Source organism: Mesorhizobium sp. WSM4308, from assembly GCF_002294905.1.
Lineage (GTDB): Bacteria > Pseudomonadota > Alphaproteobacteria > Rhizobiales > Rhizobiaceae > Mesorhizobium.
In genome coordinates this window covers 1-19,155 of the sequence record NZ_NSFW01000010.1, presented here as the reverse complement: position 1 = coordinate 19,155, position 19,155 = coordinate 1, and the positions used below count along the sequence as shown (strand labels likewise).

Here is a 19,155-nt window from a genome sequence, read left to right as displayed (position 1 = left end):
TTGCGTGACAATTATATGACAATCGCGTGACTTGGGTTGTCGCCGGGTGGGAAGTTAAAGTGGCAAAGAGTTCAAAACGCGCCAGCAAAGCTGCGCCTCAATTCCTGGAAGACGATCCGTCCACCGGCTATCTGCCCGGCCGGAGATGGCCGGTCGTCCGTTACGGGCTGATAAGCCTCGCGATCTCCGCCATCCTGGTGTTCGCGATCGAATTGATCGTGCGCGGTGACGTTGCCGGCACCGTTTCCTTTTTCCTGCAGCCGCTCAAGCCGGGCTGGACCACCATCGTCGTGTTCGCGCTGATCCTCATCGGTCTCGACGCCGTTCTGGGACGCAGCCATCAGAGCCTGATGATCGTCGCGCCCTTGACGCTGGCGCTAGCCTTTGTCGGCCATCAGAAATCGCATTATCTCGGCGATCCGCTCTACCCGACTGACTTTCTCTACGCTCGCCAGATCTTCGCGCTGCTGCCGCTTCTGGTACGTGACCGACCGATGACCGCGCTCGCCATGGTCGTCGTCATCATCGCCGGCCTGTCGCTGCTCGTCTATGGCTGGCGGCTGTGGCGCCGCAAGGTTCCAGCGCTCAGCCACAAGGGCCGCCTTGCCCGGCTGACGCTGGCGGTGCCGATGCTCGCCTTCTTCGTCTCGATCATGGACTATGCCACCTTCTCCTGGACCAGGGATCGGCTGCAGATCATCCCGATCATGTGGGACCAGAAGGAAAACTATGCCTCCAACGGCTTTGCGCTCGCCTTCGCGCTCAACGTGCCGATGGCGCATGTCTCGGCTCCGCCGGGCTACACGGACAAGGCGATCGCGGCGATCGACCGCTCGGATGTGACCGTCTCGGTGCCGGCCGAGAAGCCCGACATCATCATCGTCATGAGTGAATCCTTCTGGGATCCGACGAAGCTGCCCGGCGTCAGCATCACGCCCGACCCGATCCCCAATGTGCGGGCGCTGCGCTCGGGCTCGATGTTCTCGCCCGAATTCGGCGGCATGACCGCCAACATCGAGTTCGAGGCGCTGACCGGCTTTTCCAACGCATTCCTGCCAGCCGGCAGCATCCCCTATCAGCAATATGTGCGCACGCCGACGCCTTCGCTCGCAACCTTCCTGAAGAGCCAGGGCTACCGGGCGCGCGCCATCCATCCCGGCACCAACTGGTTCTGGAACCGTGGCGCGGTCTATGCCGATTTCGGCTTCAACGATTTCAAATCCGAAGAGACGCTGCCGCCCATGGAAAAGCGCGGGCCGCTGGCATCCGACGCGGCGATGACCGATGAGATCATCAGCGAGGCCGACGCCAGCGACGACCCGGTGTTCTTCTTTGCCGTCAGCCTGCAAAACCACGGTCCCTACGAGCCGAACCGCTATTACAATCCGACACACGTAGTGCAGGCACCGATCAGCCAGTGGGCGCGCGAGTCGCTGCTCAGCTACGCCGAGGGCTCAGCCGACGCCGACCGCGGCCTTGAACGCCTTGTCGAATGGGCGAAGAAACGCTCCCGCCCCACCGTGATCGCCTTCTTCGGCGACCATCTGCCGCCGCTGGGACCGGTCTATGTCGAAACCGGCTTCCTGAAGGACAATGTCGCGCCGCGCAAGGAACCGACGCCGGAAGCCGCCCTTGAACATCATCAGACGCCGCTGATCATCTGGTCGAACCGCTCCGGTCCGGTCGAGAACCTGGGTGCGGTCAGCCCCGCTTTCCTGCCCTATCATATCCTGACCGCTGCCGGCATCAGCCATCCTTACTACACCGGCTTCCTGGGCGAGATGCGGGAGCGCTACCGCGTCGTCGACCGCAACCTGCTTCTGACCCCGGCCGGCGAGGCCACGCCCGACTGGTCGCGCCAGAAGGAGATCGACCCGGCGATCCGCGATTTCCGGCTCATCCAGTACGACATGATGTTCGGCAAGCGCCACGCGGCGCCCGCCTTCTTCCCCGAGACGGTCGACAAGGTCGTCGTCCACACGAGTTGATCAGCCGACCCATCGGATTCAGCCTGGACCTGGCGGGGCGAACACTCAATTCGTCAGTTGCAGCCTTGAGAACTTGTTGGCGATCTGTTGGAAAACGTCCGGCAGCTTGGCCGGGTCGTTGACGGCATAGTAGCCGCTCGGGTCGGATGCACAGGCACTGTAAAGCGCGCGGTTGGCGGCGGTGTCGGATTGCAGCACCATGGTGTAGATTTGCACGTCCTCGTTCTTCAGTTGCGTGCAAACGCTTTTGGTCCAGCCGTCGACATTGCGCGCCGCGGCGGTCTGATCGTCCGATCCGAAACGGCCACCCGCCAGATAGCCATAGGATGTGTAGTCGGACTTTGTCGGCTGTTCGCTGGCGCCATAGACAACGTTCTCGCCGTCGGTGAGCAACAGCACGATCTTGCTGATGCCGCGCGTCTTCCACGGCGCTCCATCGGTGTAGGGCGCGGCGGGCGACAGCACCCGCATGCCCCACGACAGGCCTTCGGAGACATTGGTGCCCGAACCGTTCCACTCGGTCATCTCGCTTGCTGCCTTGCGCAGCTTGTCGAAATCGTCGGTCAGGGGGACGATGGGTGTCGGGCAAGCGCGGTTCGGGCCGACGGTGATGGGGGAACCCGTCTCGGTGATGAGCTCGTTGGTCGGCACAACATATTTAGCCACCTTTTCCTTGGCAGCCTTGTCGGCCGGTGGCACAGGGTCGGCCAGACTGCTGAGATCGATACCGAGGCGGTTGCCTTTCAGCTTGGCGACCTTGGTGTTGTCGCTGGCGTCGTCGAGATAGGAATTGTTGTAATATTTGGCCGCATTGCCATAGGAGCTAGACAGCTTTTGGGCACCTTCCGGATCGTCCGGCGCAAAATACGGAACGAACAGCGTGTCGGGCTTGTCCGGGTCAGGTGGGGTATCGGAAATGTTATAAGCGCCCGGCCGCGCCTCGACACAGCCCTTCCATCCGGTGCCGTTCCATCCGGCCGCGGTCCATCCGGTGTCCTTGAGCTGCTTGAAAAGCGCCATATGATTGGGACGCTTGCCGTCGATGACGGGGAAATTGACGCCATTGGTGGAAGACTTGCCGTCCATGTCGATCCAGGACGGGTCGAATTCATCGCCATTGACGTTGACGGCCGTGACGAACGGAACCAGGGAGGCGCGAATCTGGCGCGTCGGCGATTTCGTCGCCTCGAGTGTGTCCAGCAGGGACTTCGTTGCCGTCCTCAACGCCGTCATGCGGGCACCGGCCATCGAGCCGGTATTGTCCAGAACCAGCACGACTTCGAGCTGATTGTTCGATTCGACCGCCGAGGCATCGACGGCGATGTGTCTGTTCCGGCCGAACAGGAAACCGAAGTTCAAATTGACGTCGGCCGACGCAGCCGCCTTGGTCTTGATGAAGTTGACGCCCCTGTCGACGGTCAGCGTCGCCTGCGCGTTGGCGAGTTCGCCATGCCCGGCGATGTTGGCCTGAAAATAGCGGTCGAAGGCATCGGTGCGGGTAATGTCGAGGTCGCCGAGATGCGAGGAGGCAAGATTGGCGGCGTCGAGAGCATTCTGCAGGTTGCTCTTGGCTCGCATGACGGTGGACACGTCGACCGCGAAGGCCACGGCCGACAGGATGGCCGGCAGGCCGAGCCCCATCAGCAGTGCGAAATTGCCGCTCTTCGAGCGCCAGAATCTGTTGAGAAGCATCCTTACCCCCGGAAATGCTTGCCGCTTGTTCTGCGCGGATCGCCCGGGCTTTTGCGCCTTCCATGATGAATCGACCGTTGACGGCGAGGCTCAACCCTGCACAACCTGACACTGTGGTTAAGGGCCGGTTGCCGGAATCACCACGCCATTCCGGCGCTGCCGCCTGATTTTCCGGCGCCCTGCGACATCGGGACCGCCGCTTGCCCTTGCCTTATCAGTGGATTGCTATATAGACGCCGCCAATCTGCCGGTCCCAGCTGGGGGCTGAACGGAGGGCCGGAGGTTTTATCAAAGCCTTCGTGTGAAGCCAGAAGTGCTTCCGCCTCCCGTGTCTCCGCTCTCGACCGTCTCGTAATGCTCCTTTCTTCCCCGCCCCTTTAACCGGGACAGGCGGGTCAGAGAAGTTGCAGAGGCTTTTGCCGCCGGGAACCGGGAGAGAAACGAAGAAAGGCACGAAGACATAATGGCTCTTTACGAACATGTGTTTCTTGCCCGGCAGGACCTCTCGCAGCAGCAGGTCGATGCGCTTGTCGAACAGTACAAGGGTGTCATCTCCGCGAATGGCGGGTCCGTCGGCCGGGTCGAGAACTGGGGACTGAAGTCCCTCACCTACCGGGTCAACAAGAACCGGAAGGCCTACTACACGCTCATGGACCTCAACTGCCCGCCGGCAGCGCTCAACGAAATGGAGCGCCAGATGGGTCTGTCCGAGGACGTCCTGCGTTTCCTGACCATCAAGGTCGAGGCGCACGAGGAAGGTCCGTCGGCCATGATGCAGAAGCGCGAAGAGCGCTCCGAGCGCGGCAGCTTCGGCGACCGCGACCGTGGCGATCGTGGCCCGCGTTCGTTCGGCGACCGTGATCGCGGCGACCGTGGCGATCGTCCGCCGCGTTCGTTTGGCGACGCCGGTGGCGATCGTGGTCCGCGCCGTCCGCGCGAAGGCTTTGAAGGGGGTGCAGAATAATGGTCGACATCAACCAGATCCCGACCCGGCGCCCGTTCCATCGTCGCCGCAAGACCTGCCCGTTCTCCGGCGCCAACGCGCCCAAGATCGACTACAAGGACGTGCGTCTGCTGCAGCGCTACATTTCCGAGCGCGGCAAGATCGTGCCGTCGCGCATCACCGCCGTCAGCCAGAAGAAGCAGCGTGAGCTCGCCAAGGCGATCAAGCGCGCCCGCTTCCTCGGCCTGCTGCCCTACGTGGTCCGCTAATTCTTCCGAACGGGCGGTTCGCCGCCCGTTCCTTTCGCCGGCCATGACGGGCATGACCGGTTCAGCCATCAAATCCCGAGTTGAGGTCAAGGCCTCTAACTGCCGCGACAGGCAGGACAGCGACACCGGCGCTCAAGGCGCTCAAGCTTCCTGACCTGTTCCAGAGAATTCGGCGCCTGCCTTCATGGAGGGACGCCCAAACAAAAGGAACAAAACCATGGAAGTCATTCTTCTCGAACGCGTTTCCCGCCTCGGCCAGATGGGCGATACCGTCAAGGTCAAGGACGGCTTTGCCCGTAATTTCCTGCTGCCGCAGGGCAAGGCGCTGCGCGCCAACGAAGCCAACAAGAAGAAGTTCGAAGGCCAGCGCGCCCAGCTCGAAGCCCGCAATCTCGAGCGCAAGTCGGAAGCCAGCCAGGTTGCCGAAAAGCTCGACGGCAAGAGCTTCATCGCCGTTCGCTCCGCCGGTGAAACCGGCCAGCTCTACGGCTCGGTGTCGACGCGCGACATCGCCGAGCTGCTGACGGCGGAAGGTTTTTCGGTCAACCGCAACCAGATCCTGCTCAACCAGCCGATCAAGACCATCGGTCTCACCAATGTGGCGATCGCGCTGCATCCGGAAGTCGAAGTCACCGTCACGCTCAACATCGCCCGCACGGCCGACGAAGCCGAGCGCCAGGCCAAGGGCGAGACGCTGACCACCGCCGAAGCCATCTATGGCGACGACATCAACGACAATGCACGGCCGGAAAACTTCTTCGATCCGAATGCCGAGTTCGACGGCGGCGAAGACAACGCCTGATCGCGTACGGCAAGCGAGGGAGCAGCGCTCCGATCACTTTGTCGTAGTCCAGCCGTTCTGGACCAATGCCCGGGCCTCTCGCCCGGGCATTTTTGTGCCAAAAGGAACTTTTCGAACCCCCATATATTGTTGCAGAATTAAGGCAGCCAGTCTGACCGTGAGGGGACACTTGGTTATGAACATTCTGCTGAAGCGCGTTCTCGACCGCCTGGTGCGCACGGGCAATCTCAAGGTAACCGGGCCAAAAGGCTCGACAGTCATCTTCGGCGACGGCAGCGGCGAGCCGGTGCACATGCATATCAAGACCCGGCATGCCGAACGCGCCATCACCTTCGATCCGATGCTGGCGGTGCCCGAATCCTACATGGAGGGCGAACTCGACATCCTCGAAGGCGGCGTGCTGGGGCTGATGCGCATCGCCTTCCAGAACATGGGCAGCGGCGGCATCGACGCGACCTGGTCGAAAGCCATCGAAGGCTTGCGCCACGCCTTCCGCCGCCTGCAGCAGATCAACACCGCCTCGCGTTCGCGCCGCAACGTGCAGCGCCACTACGATCTGTCGGGCGATCTCTACCGGCTCTTCCTCGATGAGGACATGCAGTATTCCTGTGCCTATTTCGAACAGCCTGACATGACGCTGGAAGAGGCGCAGGCCGCCAAGAAGCGCCATATCGCCGCCAAGCTCAGGCTGAAGGCCGGCCAGACCGTGCTCGACATCGGCTCCGGCTGGGGCGGGCTCGGCCTCTATCTGGCCAAGGCGTTCGACGTCGACGTCCAGGGCGTGACGCTGTCGACCGAACAGCATGGCGTAGCCACCGACCGGGCGCATGCGCAAGGCCTGGAAAGCCACGTCCATTTCGAGCTGAAGGATTATCGCGAACTCAACGAACGCTTCGACCGCATCGTTTCGGTCGGCATGTTCGAACATGTCGGCGTCAACCACTTCCGCACCTTCTTCGACAAGGCGGCAACGCTGCTGAAGCCCGATGGCGTCATGCTGCTGCACACGATCGGCCGGTCGGGTGTTCCGTGGGCGACCAGCGCCTTCGTCCGCAAATACATCTTCCCCGGCGGCTATATCCCCGCGCTCTCGGAGGTCATGCCGGCGATCGAGAAGTCGGGCCTTGTCGTCACCGACATCGAAATCCTGCGCCTCCACTATGCCGACACGCTGAAGCACTGGGGCCAGCGCTTCGCCGCCAACCGCGACAAGGCCAAGGCCATCTACGACGAACGCTTCTGCCGCATGTGGGAATTCTATCTGGCCGCTTCGGAAGCCGCCTTCCGCTGGCAGGACCTGGTCATCTTCCAGTTCCAGATCGCCAAGAAGAACGACACGCTGCCGATGACCCGCGACTACATGGCCAAATGCGAAAAGGCCTTGGAGATGCGTGACTTGGGCCGCCGCGAGGCGGCTCCCGTCGAGAAGCCAGTCAAGCCCGCCCGCCGCCGCAAGGTTGCGGAGTAGGCACGCCGTTCGCCATTGGCGCTTGCCATTCCCGGCCCCTGCCCTGAAAAAGGCCTTGTGATCGTCGCGAGGCCTTTTTCATGACTTACCTCCTCTATGCCGCCGCGGCGCTCGCCGAGATAGCCGGCTGCTTTTCGGTATGGGCCTGGTGGCGGCTGGAAAGATCGCCCTTGTGGCTGGCGCCAGGCTTCGTCTCGCTGCTTTTGTTCGCCTGGCTTCTGGCGCTGGTCGACACCAATGCCGCAGGCCGCGCCTATGCTGCTTATGGCGGCATCTACATCGCTGCCTCGCTTGCCTGGCTGTGGCTGGTGGAAGGCGTGCGGCCCGACCGCTGGGATGTTGCTGGCGCCGCACTCTGCATAGCCGGCGCGTCGCTCATCGTGCTCGCACCGCGAGGAGCATAGCGTTGGAACTGCCGGCCCCTCTTCGACAAGCCGTCGATCGCATCCTGGAAAAAATCCCTCTGCTTGAGCTGAAGCAAGCGGCGAAAACCCTGTCGGAGCGCTACCGTGCGGAACTGCGCGACGGCCGCCTGCACATGGCGCAGGACATGGCGGTCAAAGCCTATCTGGCGACGCGGCTGCCGGCGACCTATGCCGCGGTCCGCGCCAGTCTCGACGCACTGAACGCGACCCGGCCGGACTTCGAGCCGAAAACCCTGCTCGATGCCGGCGCCGGCCCTGGTACGGTGCTTTGGGCCACCAACGATCTCTGGCCCGACCTCGAACAGGCGGTCTTGCTGGAGGCGAGTGCGGCCGTGCGCAAGGTCGGCGAGACGCTTGCCGCCGATGCCATCACAACCCGAACCGTCTGGCGTGCCGGCGACGTCACAACGGACCTTGCCGACCTTCGGCCGGCGGACCTCGTGACCTGCGCCTATGTGCTGGACGAGATCGTGCCGGCATCGTTGCCCAAAATGGTCGACCGGCTGTGGCAGTTGACGACAGACACATTGCTGATCGTCGAGCCGGGCACGCCGGCGGGCTGGCAGCGCATTCTGGCGGTGCGCGCGCAGTTGATCGCCGCCGGGGCACATCTGCTGGCGCCTTGTCCGCACGAGGCGCCCTGCCCGCTTACCCCGCCCGACTGGTGCCACTTTTCCCGTCGCGTCGCCCGCTCGCGCTTGCACCGGCTGGCCAAGGACGCCGATGTACCGTGGGAAGACGAGAAATTCATCTTTGTCGCCGCGTCGCGCCAGCCGGCCGCCTCGCACGCCGCGCGGATCATCGCACCGCCGAAATCCGGTTCGGGCAAGGTTCTGCTCAAGCTTTGCCAGGAAGACGGCACGACCACGGAGCAACTGTTCACCAAGCGTGACGGCGCGGACTTCAAGCTGGCCCGGCGGCTGGACTGGGGCGACAGGCTGGCGTCCGAATAGAGCGCCACGGCATTCAGACAACGCCGCCCAAGAAAAATTTCGCAGCCATGTCGAATCCAGGCTGGGCCGTTCGACCATTGGCGGTCTCGGAGCTTCCGAGAAGCCAAAGCGTCAAGCAGCACTACCCAACAGGAGAAAGACAGTGAACTATATCGCAGGATTTGTCGCCGCCGTGCCCGCCGCCAGCAAGGAAACCTATCGCAGGCATGTCACCGAGGCGGCATCGGTGCTGAAGGAATTCGGCACGACCCGGTTTACGACGTGCTGAGGCGCGTCGCCCCCTCTCCGGTGGTCACGCTGAACCGTGCCGCCGCCCCTTGGCATGCGCGACGGGCCGCAAGCCGGTCTGGCGGCGATCGAAGATCGTGATGGCACAAGGCAGCCTCGATGGCTACCATCTGGCACATGCGGCGCGGGCCGATATGCAGCGGCGGCTTGGCCTGACAGAGGCAGCGAGAGCCTCCTATCGACAGGCTCTCGAACTCGCCCGCCAGCCGGCCGAACAGCGATTCATCATGTCGCGACTTGGGCGGCTCCAGTCCGGCGATTCCGGTTGGACAAGCATCGGAATTTTCTTGTTTTGTTCTTTCCGCGCCGGTATCTTCGACACTCGATTCGTCAATCGAATTTCGTACCCTGCGCGCACAAATTTTTTCGACGCTGTGAATCGTGTGCACAAGCGGGATAAGTCAAAGTTTGTTTATGCCTCATCAATCGCCTCTGCTAGCGACTGATCGGGTTTGAAATCGGGGATATCATGGCAGAGGCAGCGCGGAAATTCGGCGTGGCGGAGCAACCGCTCTATCGCGAGGCACCGAACAATATCGAGGCCGAGCAGGCGCTGCTCGGCGCGATCCTCGTCAACAACGATGCCTTCTACCGCGTCTCCGACTTCCTGAAGCCGGGCCATTTCTACGAACCCCTGCATCGCAGGATCTTCGAGATCGCGGCCGAGCTCATCCGCATGGGCAAGGTGGCGACGCCGATCACCTTGAAGACCTTTCTGCCGGCCGACGAGAAGGTCGGCGACATGACGGTGGCACAATATATCGTGCGTCTGGCGGTCGAAGCCGTCACCGTCGTCAACGCCACTGACTATGGCCGCGCCATCTACGACCTTGCCACGCGCCGCGCGCTGATCACCGTCGGCGAGGACATGGTCAACATCGCTTATGATGCGCCGGTCGACATGTCGCCTTCCGAGCAGATCGAGGACGCCGAACGCCGCCTGTTCGAACTGGCCGAAACCGGCCGCTACGATGGCGGCTTCGAGAGCTTCACCGACGCGGTCAAGACCGCCGTCGACATGGCCAATGCCGCCTATATGCGCGACGGCCATCTGTCGGGTCTTGCCACCGGCATGCGCGATCTCGATCGCCGCATGGGCGGCCTGCAATCGTCCGATTTGATCGTGCTTGCGGGACGCCCGGGCATGGGCAAGACGTCGCTCGCCACCAACATCGCCTTCAACATCGCCGAGGCCTATGTGCCGGCGCAGCAGGCGGACGGATCGTTCAAGGCGGCCAATGGCGGCGTGGTCGGCTTCTTTTCGCTCGAAATGTCGTCCGAACAGCTGGCGACCCGTATCATTTCCGAGCAGACTGAAATCTCGTCGTCAAAGATCCGTCGCGGCGAAATCAGCGAAATGGACTTCGAAAAGCTGGTCGCCTGTTCGCAGACCATGCAGAAGATCCCGCTTTTCATCGACCAGACCGGTGGTATTTCCATTGCGCAGCTGTCTGCCCGCGCGCGTCGCCTGAAGCGCCAGCGCGGCCTCGACCTGATCGTCATCGACTATATCCAGCTGATGCAGGGTTCATCCGCCAGGGCCTCGCAGAACCGCGTGCAGGAAATCACCGAGATCACCACGGGCCTGAAGGCGCTGGCAAAGGAACTGGCCGTGCCAATCATCGCGCTGTCGCAGCTGTCGCGTCAGGTCGAAAGCCGCGAAGACAAACGCCCGCAGCTCTCCGACTTGCGTGAATCCGGTTCGATCGAGCAGGACGCGGACGTCGTGATGTTCGTCTACCGCGAGGAGTATTACCTCAAGAACCGCGAGCCGAAGCTTGGCACCGAGGAATACGTCAAGTGGGAAAACGAGATGAACGAGATGCGCGGCAAGGCCGAGGTGATCGTCGCCAAGCAGCGCCACGGCCCGACAGGCTCGGTGACGCTCGCCTTCCACGGCGAATTCACCCGCTTCTCCGATCTTGCGGAAGAGCATCATATTGCGGAGAGGTTTGAGTGACCTTTTGAGACAGGCCTCGACCCTTCCAGCACCTTTGTGCGCGTATCCGACGGCAGGCCACAGCTGATGGCCAAATCGCGCGTCCAGTTCATCTGCCAGAATTGCGGATCGGTGCATCAGCGCTGGGCCGGCAAATGCGATGCCTGCGGCGAATGGAACACGCTGGTCGAGGAAGGAACCTCCGGCGGCATCGGCTCGGGGCCCGCCAATACGCGCAATGCCCGCAAGGGCCGCGCGGTGGTGCTGACCACCCTTTCCGGCGACATCGAGGACGCGCCGCGCATCATCTCAGGTATTGGCGAGTTGGATCGTGCCACCGGCGGCGGCTTCGTGCGCGGCTCCGCACTTCTGGTCGGCGGCGATCCCGGCATCGGCAAGTCGACGCTGCTCACCCAGGCTGCCGCTGCGCTGGCGTCGCGAGGCCACCGCATCGTCTATGTCTCGGGCGAAGAAGCCGTCGCTCAGATCAGGCTGAGGGCGCAGCGGCTCGGCGTCGCCGACACGCCGGTGGAACTGGCGGCCGAGACCAATGTCGAGGACATCCTTGCCACGATCGCCGACGGCAAGCGGCCGGACCTGGTCATTCTCGATTCGATCCAGACGCTGTGGACCGACCTTGCCGATTCGGCGCCGGGCACGGTTACCCAGGTGCGCGCCGCCGCCCAGGCGATGATCCGTTATGCGAAATCCACGGGTGCCGCGATCGTGCTGGTCGGCCATGTCACCAAGGAAGGCCAGATCGCTGGCCCGCGCGTGGTCGAGCACATGGTCGACGGTGTGCTCTATTTCGAGGGCGAAGGCGGCCACCATTACCGCATCCTGCGCACGGTGAAGAACCGCTTCGGGCCGACCGACGAGATCGGCGTCTTCGAAATGTCGGACAAGGGTCTGCGCGAAGTCTCCAACCCGTCGGAGCTGTTTCTCGGCGAGCGGCATGCCAAATCGCCGGGTGCCGCCGTTTTCGCCGGCATGGAAGGCACAAGGCCGGTTCTGGTCGAGATCCAGGCGCTGGTGGCACAATCCTCGCTCGGCACGCCGCGCCGGGCAGTAGTCGGTTGGGACGGTGCGCGACTGTCGATGGTGCTGGCGGTGCTGGAGGCGCATTGCGGCGTTCGCTTCGGCCAGCACGACGTCTATCTCAACGTCGCCGGCGGCTACCGCATCAGCGAGCCGGCGGCCGATCTGGCGGTCGCCGCCGCACTGGTTTCCTCGCTCACCGGTCTTGCCCTTCCCGCCGATTGCGTCTATTTCGGCGAAATCAGCCTGTCGGGTGCCGTGAGGCCGGTTGCGCATGCGCAGCAGCGCCTCAAGGAAGCCGAAAAGCTGGGTTTTGGTAGCGCGGTTCTGCCCTTGGGCAGCGAGGAACTTGCCGGAGGGATCGGGGCCGGTGCTTTCCAGCCCACCGAGCTTGCCGACCTCGTCGCGCGCATAGCCGGCTCACGTCGAAGCCGCGTGGACGAAGAAGAATGACACGGCTCGCCGAGCCGTGAAAAAGAGATCGGAGCGGGGCGAAAGACATGCCGATTACGCTGCTTGACGGAATCCTGGTCGGCTTCACCCTGGTCTCGGCGATGCTCGCCATGGTTCGCGGCTTTTCGCGCGAAGTCCTATCGGTCGTCTCGTGGGCGGCGGCAGCGGCGGCGGCTTTCTTCTTCTACAAGCCGGTCCTGCCCTATCTGAAGCCCTACATCGAGAATGAGAAGATCGCCATGGCGGCCTCCGCCGGCGTCGTCTTCATCGTCGCGCTGATCGTCGTCTCCGTCATCACCATGAAGCTCGCCGACTGGATCATCGATTCGCGCATCGGCGCACTCGACCGCACGCTCGGTTTCCTCTACGGCGCCGCGCGCGGCATCCTGGTCGTCGCGGTGGCGCTTTTGTTCTTCAACTGGCTGGCCGGCGCCAAGGCCCCGGCCTGGGTGACCGACGCCAAATCACGGCCATTGCTGGAATCGATCGGCGCCAAGATCGAGAACCTGCTGCCCGCCGACACCGAAAACGCAATCCTCAAGAAGCTCAGCCCGAAAGCGGGTGGCGAGACTCCGGCCGCCCCGGATGCGCCAGCGGCGGATGTGCCGGCACCAGGTGACGATGCAAATGCGCCGGCCCCGGACGACAATGACGCTGGTCCCGCGGACAACGCAGCCAAGCCAGCACCGGCAGCACCGGCAAACTGACCCCCGAAAGGGCGCCTGAACAGACGATGGTGTGAACGACTGCACGGCGCGCGTTGCTTTCGACGCGAACCCGCATTATATGGCGATTTTAGCGGAGCTTAAGATGGCAGACGCAGACGACGTGCTTTCCGCCGAGGCCGACGACCATTTCCACGACGAATGCGGTGTGTTCGGCATCTTCGGCCGGCAGGACGCAGCGGCAATCGTCACTCTCGGCCTGCATGCGCTGCAGCATCGGGGCCAGGAAGCGGCAGGCATCGTTTCCTATGACGGCAGCCAGTTCCATGTCGAACGCCATGTCGGCCTGATCGGCGACACTTTCACGAAACAGCGCGTCATCGACAGCCTGCAAGGTAACCGCGCCATCGGCCATACGCGCTACGCCACGACAGGCGGCGCCGGCATGCGCAACATCCAACCCTTCTTCGCCGAGTTGGCCGATGGCGGCTTCGCTGTCGCCCACAATGGCAATTTGACCAACGCCATGACGGTGCAGCGCGCGCTGCAGAAGCAGGGCGCGATCTTCTCCTCGACCTCCGACACCGAGACGCTTCTGCATCTGGTTGCGACCAGCAAGGAACGCGACCTCAACTCGCGCTTCATCGACGCCGTACGGCAGGTCGAAGGCGCCTTCTCGCTGGTGGCGATGACGGCCAAGAAGATGATCGGCTGCCGCGATCCGCTCGGCATCCGCCCGCTGGTGCTGGGCGACCTCGACGGCGCCTGGATCCTCGCTTCCGAGACCTGCGCGCTCGACATTATCGGCGCGCGTTTCGTGCGCGACCTGAAACCCGGCGAGATGGTCGTCGTCACCTCCAAGGGCATTGAAAGCCTGTTCCCGTTCGAGCCGCAGAAGACCCGCTTCTGCATCTTCGAATACGTCTATTTCGCCCGGCCGGATTCTTCGGTCGAAGGCCGCAACGTCTACGAGGTGCGCAAGCGCATCGGCGCCGAGCTAGCACAGGAAAACCCGGTCGAGGCCGACATCGTCGTGCCGGTGCCGGATTCCGGCACGCCGGCGGCGATCGGCTTCAGCCAGGCGGCCGGTATTCCGTTCGAGCTCGGCATCATCCGCAACCACTATGTCGGCCGTACCTTCATCCAGCCCGGTGATTCGATCCGCCACATGGGCGTCAAGCTGAAGCACAACGCCAACCGCCGCATGATCGAGGGCAAGCGCGTGGTGCTGGTCGACGATTCGATCGTGCGCGGCACCACCAGCCAGAAGATCGTGCAGATGGTGCGCGACGCCGGCGCCCGGGAAGTGCATATGCGCATCGCTTCGCCGCCGACCAGCGCATCCTGCTTCTACGGCGTCGACACGCCGGAGAAATCGAAGCTCCTGGCTTCGCGCATGTCGGTGGAAGAGATGGCCGAATTCATCCGTGTCGATTCGCTCGGCTTCCTCTCCATCAACGGCCTCTACCGCGCCGTCGGCGAGGCCAGCCGCAACGATGAGCAACCGCAGTTCTGCGACGCCTGCTTCACCGGCCAGTATCCGACCCGCCTGCTCGACTTCGAAGGCCACGACAACGTGCGCACGCTGTCGCTGCTGGCGAACAGTGGGGCGTAGGCCAGACCTTACGGAAATTCTCGCATGACCCTCGACCTTACCGGCCGCGTCGCGGTCGTCACCGGCGCCTCGCGCGGCATCGGCTATTTCATCGCCAGGGAACTGGCCGCCGCCGGTGCGCATGTCATCGCGGTTGCGCGCACGGTCGGTGGGCTGGAGGAACTCGACGACCAGATCAAGGCGGCCGGCGGCCAGGCGACGCTGGTGCCGCTCGACCTCGCCGACATGGCCGGCATCGACCGGCTGGGCGGCGCCATCCATGAGCGCTGGGGCAAGCTCGACATCCTCGTCGCCAATGCCGGCGTGCTCGGCGTCATCTCGCCGATCGGCCATGTCGAGGCCAAGACCTTCGAAAAGGTGATGACCATCAACGTCACCTCGACCTGGCGGCTGATACGCTCGGTCGACCCGCTGCTCAGGCTTTCCGATGCCGGCCGGGCCATCATCCTGTCGTCCAACGCGGCGCATTCGGCGCGCGCCTTCTGGGCGCCCTACGCGGCATCGAAGGCGGCGGTCGAGACCATGATGCGCTCCTGGGCGCATGAGACGCAAAGCCTGCCGCTGCGCGTCAATGCCGCCGACCCGGGCGCCACGCGCACCGCCATGCGGGCCCAGGCCGTGCCCGGCGAGGATCCGGAGACGCTGCCGCATCCTTCAGAGATCGCCAAGCGCATCGTGCCGTTGGCCAGCCCGGAGCTGAAAGAGACCGGGCTGATCTTCCAGGCCAAGCACAACCGCTTCGTCGCTTACAGGCAGCCCGAATAAATTCACACCTTGGTTTGACGGCTCCCGGACCGCTTGGTGGCCTATGTCAGGGATTAAAAGACCCTCCGGCTACGTTCTTCGAACGTAGGACATTCGAAACCGGAGGATCGATATGCGCAGACTTCTTCTCGTTGCCGCCACTGCCTTTGTGGCCGCTCTCGGCGCGACATCAGGTGTGGCCGTCTCGCAAGATGCCAAGATGAGTTTCTTCATCACCAGTGTCGGCTCCGGCAAGGGCACCGATCTCGGCGGCCTGAAGGGTGCCGACGCGCATTGTGCTTCGCTGGCCGAAGCCGCCGGCGTCACCGGCAAGAGCTGGCATGCCTATCTGTCGACCAGCGCCGAGGATGCCCGCGACCGCATCGGCAAGGGTCCTTGGTTCAACGCCGAGGGCGTCAAGATCGCCGACGATGTCGCTTCGTTGCACAGCGACGCCAACGGCATCACCAAACAGACGGCGCTCGACGAAAAGGGCGAAGTGGTCAATGGCCGCGGCGACACGCCGAACCGGCATGACATGCTGACCGGGTCGAAGCCCGACGGCACCAGGATCGCCGACCAGACCTGCGGCGACTGGACGATGAGCGGCGCCGAAGGGGCGGCGATGATGGGTCACCACGACCGCACCGGGCTCGACGATTCGGCGGCGGCAAAGTCGTGGAATTCCTCGCATGCCTCACGCGGCGGCTGCAGCCAGGAGGCCCTGAAGGGTACTGGCGGCGACGGGTTGTTTTACTGCTTTGCAACCAACTGAGCAGCGTAGGTCGCAAACCCTACTCAGAGATCCGCCACATCATCACACGGCTGTGATCTGAGGGGGAAAAGCTGCGCGGCGGTCATCCTTTCGTCATTTCCCCGGAGTTGTTAGGATCGTAGCGACTCCCACAACAGCGAGAGCCCAAACTGGGCAGAACAAGGAAACTCCCATGGCTACCACCGCAGCATTGGTCTGGTATCTGGTAATCGCCGGCCCACAGGGCGGCATGGTGGTGCTGCCCAGTACCTTCGACAAGCGCGAACAGTGCACCGCCGCCATCACCGAATATCAGAAGCAGCCGACACCGGCGGGCTGGTCGGTGCAGTGCGTGCCGAGCGCCTCGCCCTTCACCGACGAGGGCGATGCCGAGGAACCGGCCGCGCAGTAGGGATTTGATGCAATAGGGCCCGCGGCCGCTTGCCGCGGGCCTTCTGATTTCAGCGCCGGGCACTCACTGTCAATTCCGGCTTCTGGCTGATGGTCTGGAACACCACGCAATAGCGCTCGGTCAGCTTCAGCAGTGCATCGATGCGCTCCTGCGGTTCATCCGTGTCGAGAGCGAAATTGAGCCGGATGGCACGAAAACCGACCGGCGCGTCCTTGGCGACACCGAGCGTGCCGCGAAAATCGAGATCGCCTTCGGCTTCCACCGTGGCGGCGCCGAGCTTGAACTCGAGCGCCGTCGCCACTGCCTTCAACGTCACCCCGGCGCAGGCCACCAGTGCTTCCAGCAGCATGTCGCCGGAGCAGAGTTCGAGCCCCGAGCCGCCGGTTGCCGGATGCAGGCCGGCGATGGCGATCGCCCTGCCCGTCTCGACCTTGCAGGCCACCGACTGATCGTCGATCGAGCCCTTCGCTCTCAGCGTGATCAGTGCCTGCGAGGCGTCGTCGCGGTAAGCCTGCTTCAGCGGCGCCTGCATGGCCTTGAGTGCGGTTGCATCCATTTTCGTTGCCTCTTTCGCTTTGCGGCCAGCGAGCAGCATGGCTTCGTCAGATATCAGATATAAGTGCCGATCGCGTCCTGGAAGCAAGCAATCCCTGCCCCAATGCAAGCTCAGGGCTGGCGTAGCGCTGTGTCGGCTTTCACCCGTATAGCTGGGAGCCGAGGCCTGATTTCGCAGAGTTCCTCAAGCTATTCCTGTCGCTTCCCGCACCTTTGGTCCGCGCCTTATGGCCGATGTCGCCATTCTCGAAACACGCGAAAGGGTTCTCGCCGGAATCCTGCTGACCGGTGCTGCCTATCTCCTATTTTCGACGCAGGACGCCTCGATCAAGCTGCTGGTTACCGGAATGACGGTCTGGCAGATCATGTTCTTCCGCAGCATCACCATTCTAGGCGCCTGCGCGGCGATCGGCGGGCCACAGCTGTTTGCCGACACGGTGCGCTCGCAGATCGTGCGGCCGATGCTGGTGCGCAGCGCGTTCACGCTAGCCGCCTGGCTCTGTTACTACAACGCCGCGCGCAGCCTGCAACTCGCCGAGCTGACCACCGTCTACTACGCAGCGCCGATCATCGTCACCGTGTTTTCGGTGTTCCTGCTCGGGGAAAAGGTGCCGATGTCGCGCTGGCTGGCGGTTTTGATCGGTTTTGCCGGCGTCTTCGTCGCTTGCGACCCGACCCATCTCGGCCTGTCCGTGCCGGTGCTGCTGGTGCTGGCGGCCGCCCTATTGTGGGCCATCGCCATCGTGCTCCTGCGCAAGACCGCGCTTGCCGAGCGCTCTATGATCCAGCTTCTCCTCAACAATTTCTATTTCCTGGTGTTTTCGACGGTGCCGGCGCTGTTGTGGTGGCATACGCCTGATCTGGCCCAGTTGCTGCTTCTCGCCAGCGTCGGCGCGCTTGGCGGTCTGGCGCAATATCTCCTCTTCGAAGGCATGAAGCGCACGCCGGCATCGATCCTCGCGCCTCTCGAATATAGTTCGCTGTTATGGGCGTTCGCGCTCGGCTTCGCGATCTGGGGCGACGTGCCGCGCCGCGAAGTGTTTCTGGGTGCCTCCCTGATCATCGCCGCCGGGCTGCTGATCGTCGGCGGCGAGCATTTCCGCAAGCGGCTGTGATGGGGATGACACTCACTGCTGACCCTACGATGTCAGGACCGGACGGGGTAGGTTGTCGGCATGACTGACGTCGCAGCTGCCAAACCCGAAGCCTCCGAACGTACACTTGGCATCATATTGGTGTCGTCATCTGCCGCGGTGTTCGGCCTGACCGGCGTCTTGACCAAGTCGATCCACGCCGATCCGCTGACCATCACCTGCTGGCGCGGCTTTGTCGGCTCGATTCTGATCAGCCTCTATGTGCTGTGGCGCCGTCACCGCTCGGGCAACCGCGGCACGCTGCGGCTTGGCTGGCGCGGCTGGCTGCTGGCAGTGGAAGGAGCGCTGGCCAGTATCGCCTTCATCTCGGCGTTCAAATTCACCTATGTCGCCAATGTCGCGGTCATCTATGCGACGTCGCCCTTCATTGCTGCCCTGCTGGCCTGGGTGCTGGTGCGCGAGCCTTTCCGCCTGCAAACGATGCTTGCGGCCGCCGTATCGTTGTGCGGCGTGGCCATCATGGTCTGGTCGGGCTTCGGCACCGGCAATCTGTTCGGCGATGGCCTGGCGCTGCTGATGACGGCCGGCAGCGCGCTCTACATGATCATGGTGCGCGCCTTCCGTGACACGCCCGTTGTGTGGGCCGGCGCGGTTTCAGCCTTCCTGCTGTTCATATTCGGCTGGTTCGTCACCGATCCCCTGGCGGTTTCGGCAAGGGACGCCGTTCTGCTCGTCACCTTCGGAGCATCCTTCGCATTGTCGTCGATCCTCTGGACGGAAGGCGCACGGCTCATCCCGGCGCCCGAATCCGGCTTGCTCGGCTCGGCGGAAGTGCCGTTCGCGATCCTGTTTGCCTTTCTTTTCCTGGCCGAGATACCGCCTCTCGCCAGTATGGTCGGTGGCGCCATCGTGCTCTGCGCGGTGTTCGCCCATGCAGGCCGCGACTGGCTGACAGCCCGCTCGCAGCAGGCAGCGTCAAATATTTCTTAAAAAAGTGACGCAGTCACGGAACCATCATCGGACTCAGACATTATTGGTGCGACGGGCCACCCCCCGAG

At 63.3% G+C, this 19,155-nt stretch carries 20 protein-coding genes; 18 read left to right on the top strand and 2 right to left on the bottom strand.

Annotated elements, in window-relative coordinates:
* The first annotated feature begins 59 nt into the window (after positions 1-59).
* The gene (locus tag CK227_RS19240) at positions 60-1,988 is read left to right on the top strand and encodes an LTA synthase family protein (protein WP_245317996.1); all 1,929 of its coding nucleotides are present in this window, start codon (positions 60-62) and stop codon (positions 1,986-1,988) included.
* 45 nt (positions 1,989-2,033) lie between these two features.
* Here CK227_RS19240 and CK227_RS19235 read toward each other — a convergent pair whose 3' ends face one another.
* Positions 2,034-3,680, bottom strand: a complete 1,647-nt coding sequence (locus CK227_RS19235) for a pilus assembly protein (protein WP_095770679.1) — start codon at positions 3,678-3,680, stop codon at positions 2,034-2,036.
* Between the two features lie 463 nt (positions 3,681-4,143).
* On the opposite strand from CK227_RS19235, the gene rpsF reads away from it, so the two are divergent.
* From rpsF to CK227_RS19160, 15 genes are all read left to right on the top strand, one after another.
* Entirely contained in the window at positions 4,144-4,644 is a 501-nt protein-coding gene (rpsF, locus tag CK227_RS19230) for a 30S ribosomal protein S6 (RefSeq protein ID WP_010915168.1), read from the top strand.
* Positions 4,644-4,892: a 30S ribosomal protein S18 gene (gene rpsR, locus CK227_RS19225; RefSeq protein WP_006203718.1), complete on the top strand. Its 249-nt coding sequence runs from the start codon at positions 4,644-4,646 to the stop codon at positions 4,890-4,892. The genes rpsF and rpsR overlap by 1 nt, the downstream gene beginning before the upstream one ends.
* A 217-nt stretch (positions 4,893-5,109) precedes the next feature.
* Positions 5,110-5,694 carry a 50S ribosomal protein L9 gene (rplI, locus tag CK227_RS19220; RefSeq protein ID WP_010915167.1) on the top strand — a complete coding sequence of 195 codons (585 nt, stop codon included), beginning with the start codon at positions 5,110-5,112 and terminating at the stop codon, positions 5,692-5,694.
* Positions 5,695-5,869: 175 nt separating this feature from the next.
* Entirely contained in the window at positions 5,870-7,162 is a 1,293-nt protein-coding gene (locus CK227_RS19215; RefSeq protein WP_095770680.1) for a cyclopropane-fatty-acyl-phospholipid synthase family protein, read from the top strand.
* Between the two features lie 80 nt (positions 7,163-7,242).
* Positions 7,243-7,566: a YnfA family protein gene (locus CK227_RS19210; protein ID WP_095770681.1), complete on the top strand. Its 324-nt coding sequence runs from the start codon at positions 7,243-7,245 to the stop codon at positions 7,564-7,566.
* Between the two features lie 2 nt (positions 7,567-7,568).
* Positions 7,569-8,540 carry a small ribosomal subunit Rsm22 family protein gene (locus CK227_RS19205; protein ID WP_095770682.1) on the top strand — a complete coding sequence of 324 codons (972 nt, stop codon included), beginning with the start codon at positions 7,569-7,571 and terminating at the stop codon, positions 8,538-8,540.
* A 142-nt stretch (positions 8,541-8,682) separates the two neighbouring features.
* Positions 8,683-8,808 (top strand): DUF1428 family protein, encoded by a 126-nt coding sequence (locus CK227_RS19200; RefSeq protein ID WP_245317998.1) that lies wholly within the window; start codon positions 8,683-8,685, stop codon positions 8,806-8,808.
* A gap of 100 nt (positions 8,809-8,908) precedes the next feature.
* Entirely contained in the window at positions 8,909-9,274 is a 366-nt protein-coding gene (locus CK227_RS37335) for a hypothetical protein (RefSeq protein WP_245318000.1), read from the top strand.
* A 23-nt stretch (positions 9,275-9,297) separates the two neighbouring features.
* The gene (locus tag CK227_RS19190; protein WP_019857258.1) at positions 9,298-10,788 is read left to right on the top strand and encodes a replicative DNA helicase; all 1,491 of its coding nucleotides are present in this window, start codon (positions 9,298-9,300) and stop codon (positions 10,786-10,788) included.
* 66 nt (positions 10,789-10,854) lie between these two features.
* Positions 10,855-12,258 carry a DNA repair protein RadA gene (gene radA, locus CK227_RS19185; RefSeq protein ID WP_095770683.1) on the top strand — a complete coding sequence of 468 codons (1,404 nt, stop codon included), beginning with the start codon at positions 10,855-10,857 and terminating at the stop codon, positions 12,256-12,258.
* Positions 12,259-12,305: 47 nt separating this feature from the next.
* Positions 12,306-12,965 carry a CvpA family protein gene (locus CK227_RS19180; RefSeq protein WP_095770684.1) on the top strand — a complete coding sequence of 220 codons (660 nt, stop codon included), beginning with the start codon at positions 12,306-12,308 and terminating at the stop codon, positions 12,963-12,965.
* Positions 12,966-13,068: 103 nt separating this feature from the next.
* Positions 13,069-14,538 carry an amidophosphoribosyltransferase gene (gene purF, locus CK227_RS19175; protein ID WP_019857255.1) on the top strand — a complete coding sequence of 490 codons (1,470 nt, stop codon included), beginning with the start codon at positions 13,069-13,071 and terminating at the stop codon, positions 14,536-14,538.
* A 24-nt stretch (positions 14,539-14,562) separates the two neighbouring features.
* Positions 14,563-15,303, top strand: coding sequence for an SDR family NAD(P)-dependent oxidoreductase (locus CK227_RS19170; RefSeq protein ID WP_010915156.1), 741 nt, complete (start codon positions 14,563-14,565; stop codon positions 15,301-15,303).
* A 112-nt stretch (positions 15,304-15,415) separates the two neighbouring features.
* Positions 15,416-16,057, top strand: a complete 642-nt coding sequence (locus CK227_RS19165) for a hypothetical protein (RefSeq protein ID WP_095770685.1) — start codon at positions 15,416-15,418, stop codon at positions 16,055-16,057.
* 172 nt (positions 16,058-16,229) lie between these two features.
* Positions 16,230-16,448: a hypothetical protein gene (locus CK227_RS19160; RefSeq protein WP_015318519.1), complete on the top strand. Its 219-nt coding sequence runs from the start codon at positions 16,230-16,232 to the stop codon at positions 16,446-16,448.
* A 49-nt stretch (positions 16,449-16,497) separates the two neighbouring features.
* Here CK227_RS19160 and CK227_RS19155 read toward each other — a convergent pair whose 3' ends face one another.
* On the bottom strand, positions 16,498-17,004 hold the full coding sequence (locus tag CK227_RS19155; protein ID WP_095770931.1) for an OsmC family protein: 507 nt from the start codon (positions 17,002-17,004) through the stop codon (positions 16,498-16,500).
* Positions 17,005-17,230: 226 nt separating this feature from the next.
* Between CK227_RS19155 and CK227_RS19150 the strand changes: the two genes are divergently transcribed.
* Positions 17,231-18,118 carry a DMT family transporter gene (locus CK227_RS19150; protein ID WP_095770686.1) on the top strand — a complete coding sequence of 296 codons (888 nt, stop codon included), beginning with the start codon at positions 17,231-17,233 and terminating at the stop codon, positions 18,116-18,118.
* A 60-nt stretch (positions 18,119-18,178) separates the two neighbouring features.
* Positions 18,179-19,087, top strand: a complete 909-nt coding sequence (locus CK227_RS19145) for a DMT family transporter (RefSeq protein WP_095770687.1) — start codon at positions 18,179-18,181, stop codon at positions 19,085-19,087.
* The last annotated feature ends 68 nt before the right edge of the window (positions 19,088-19,155 follow it).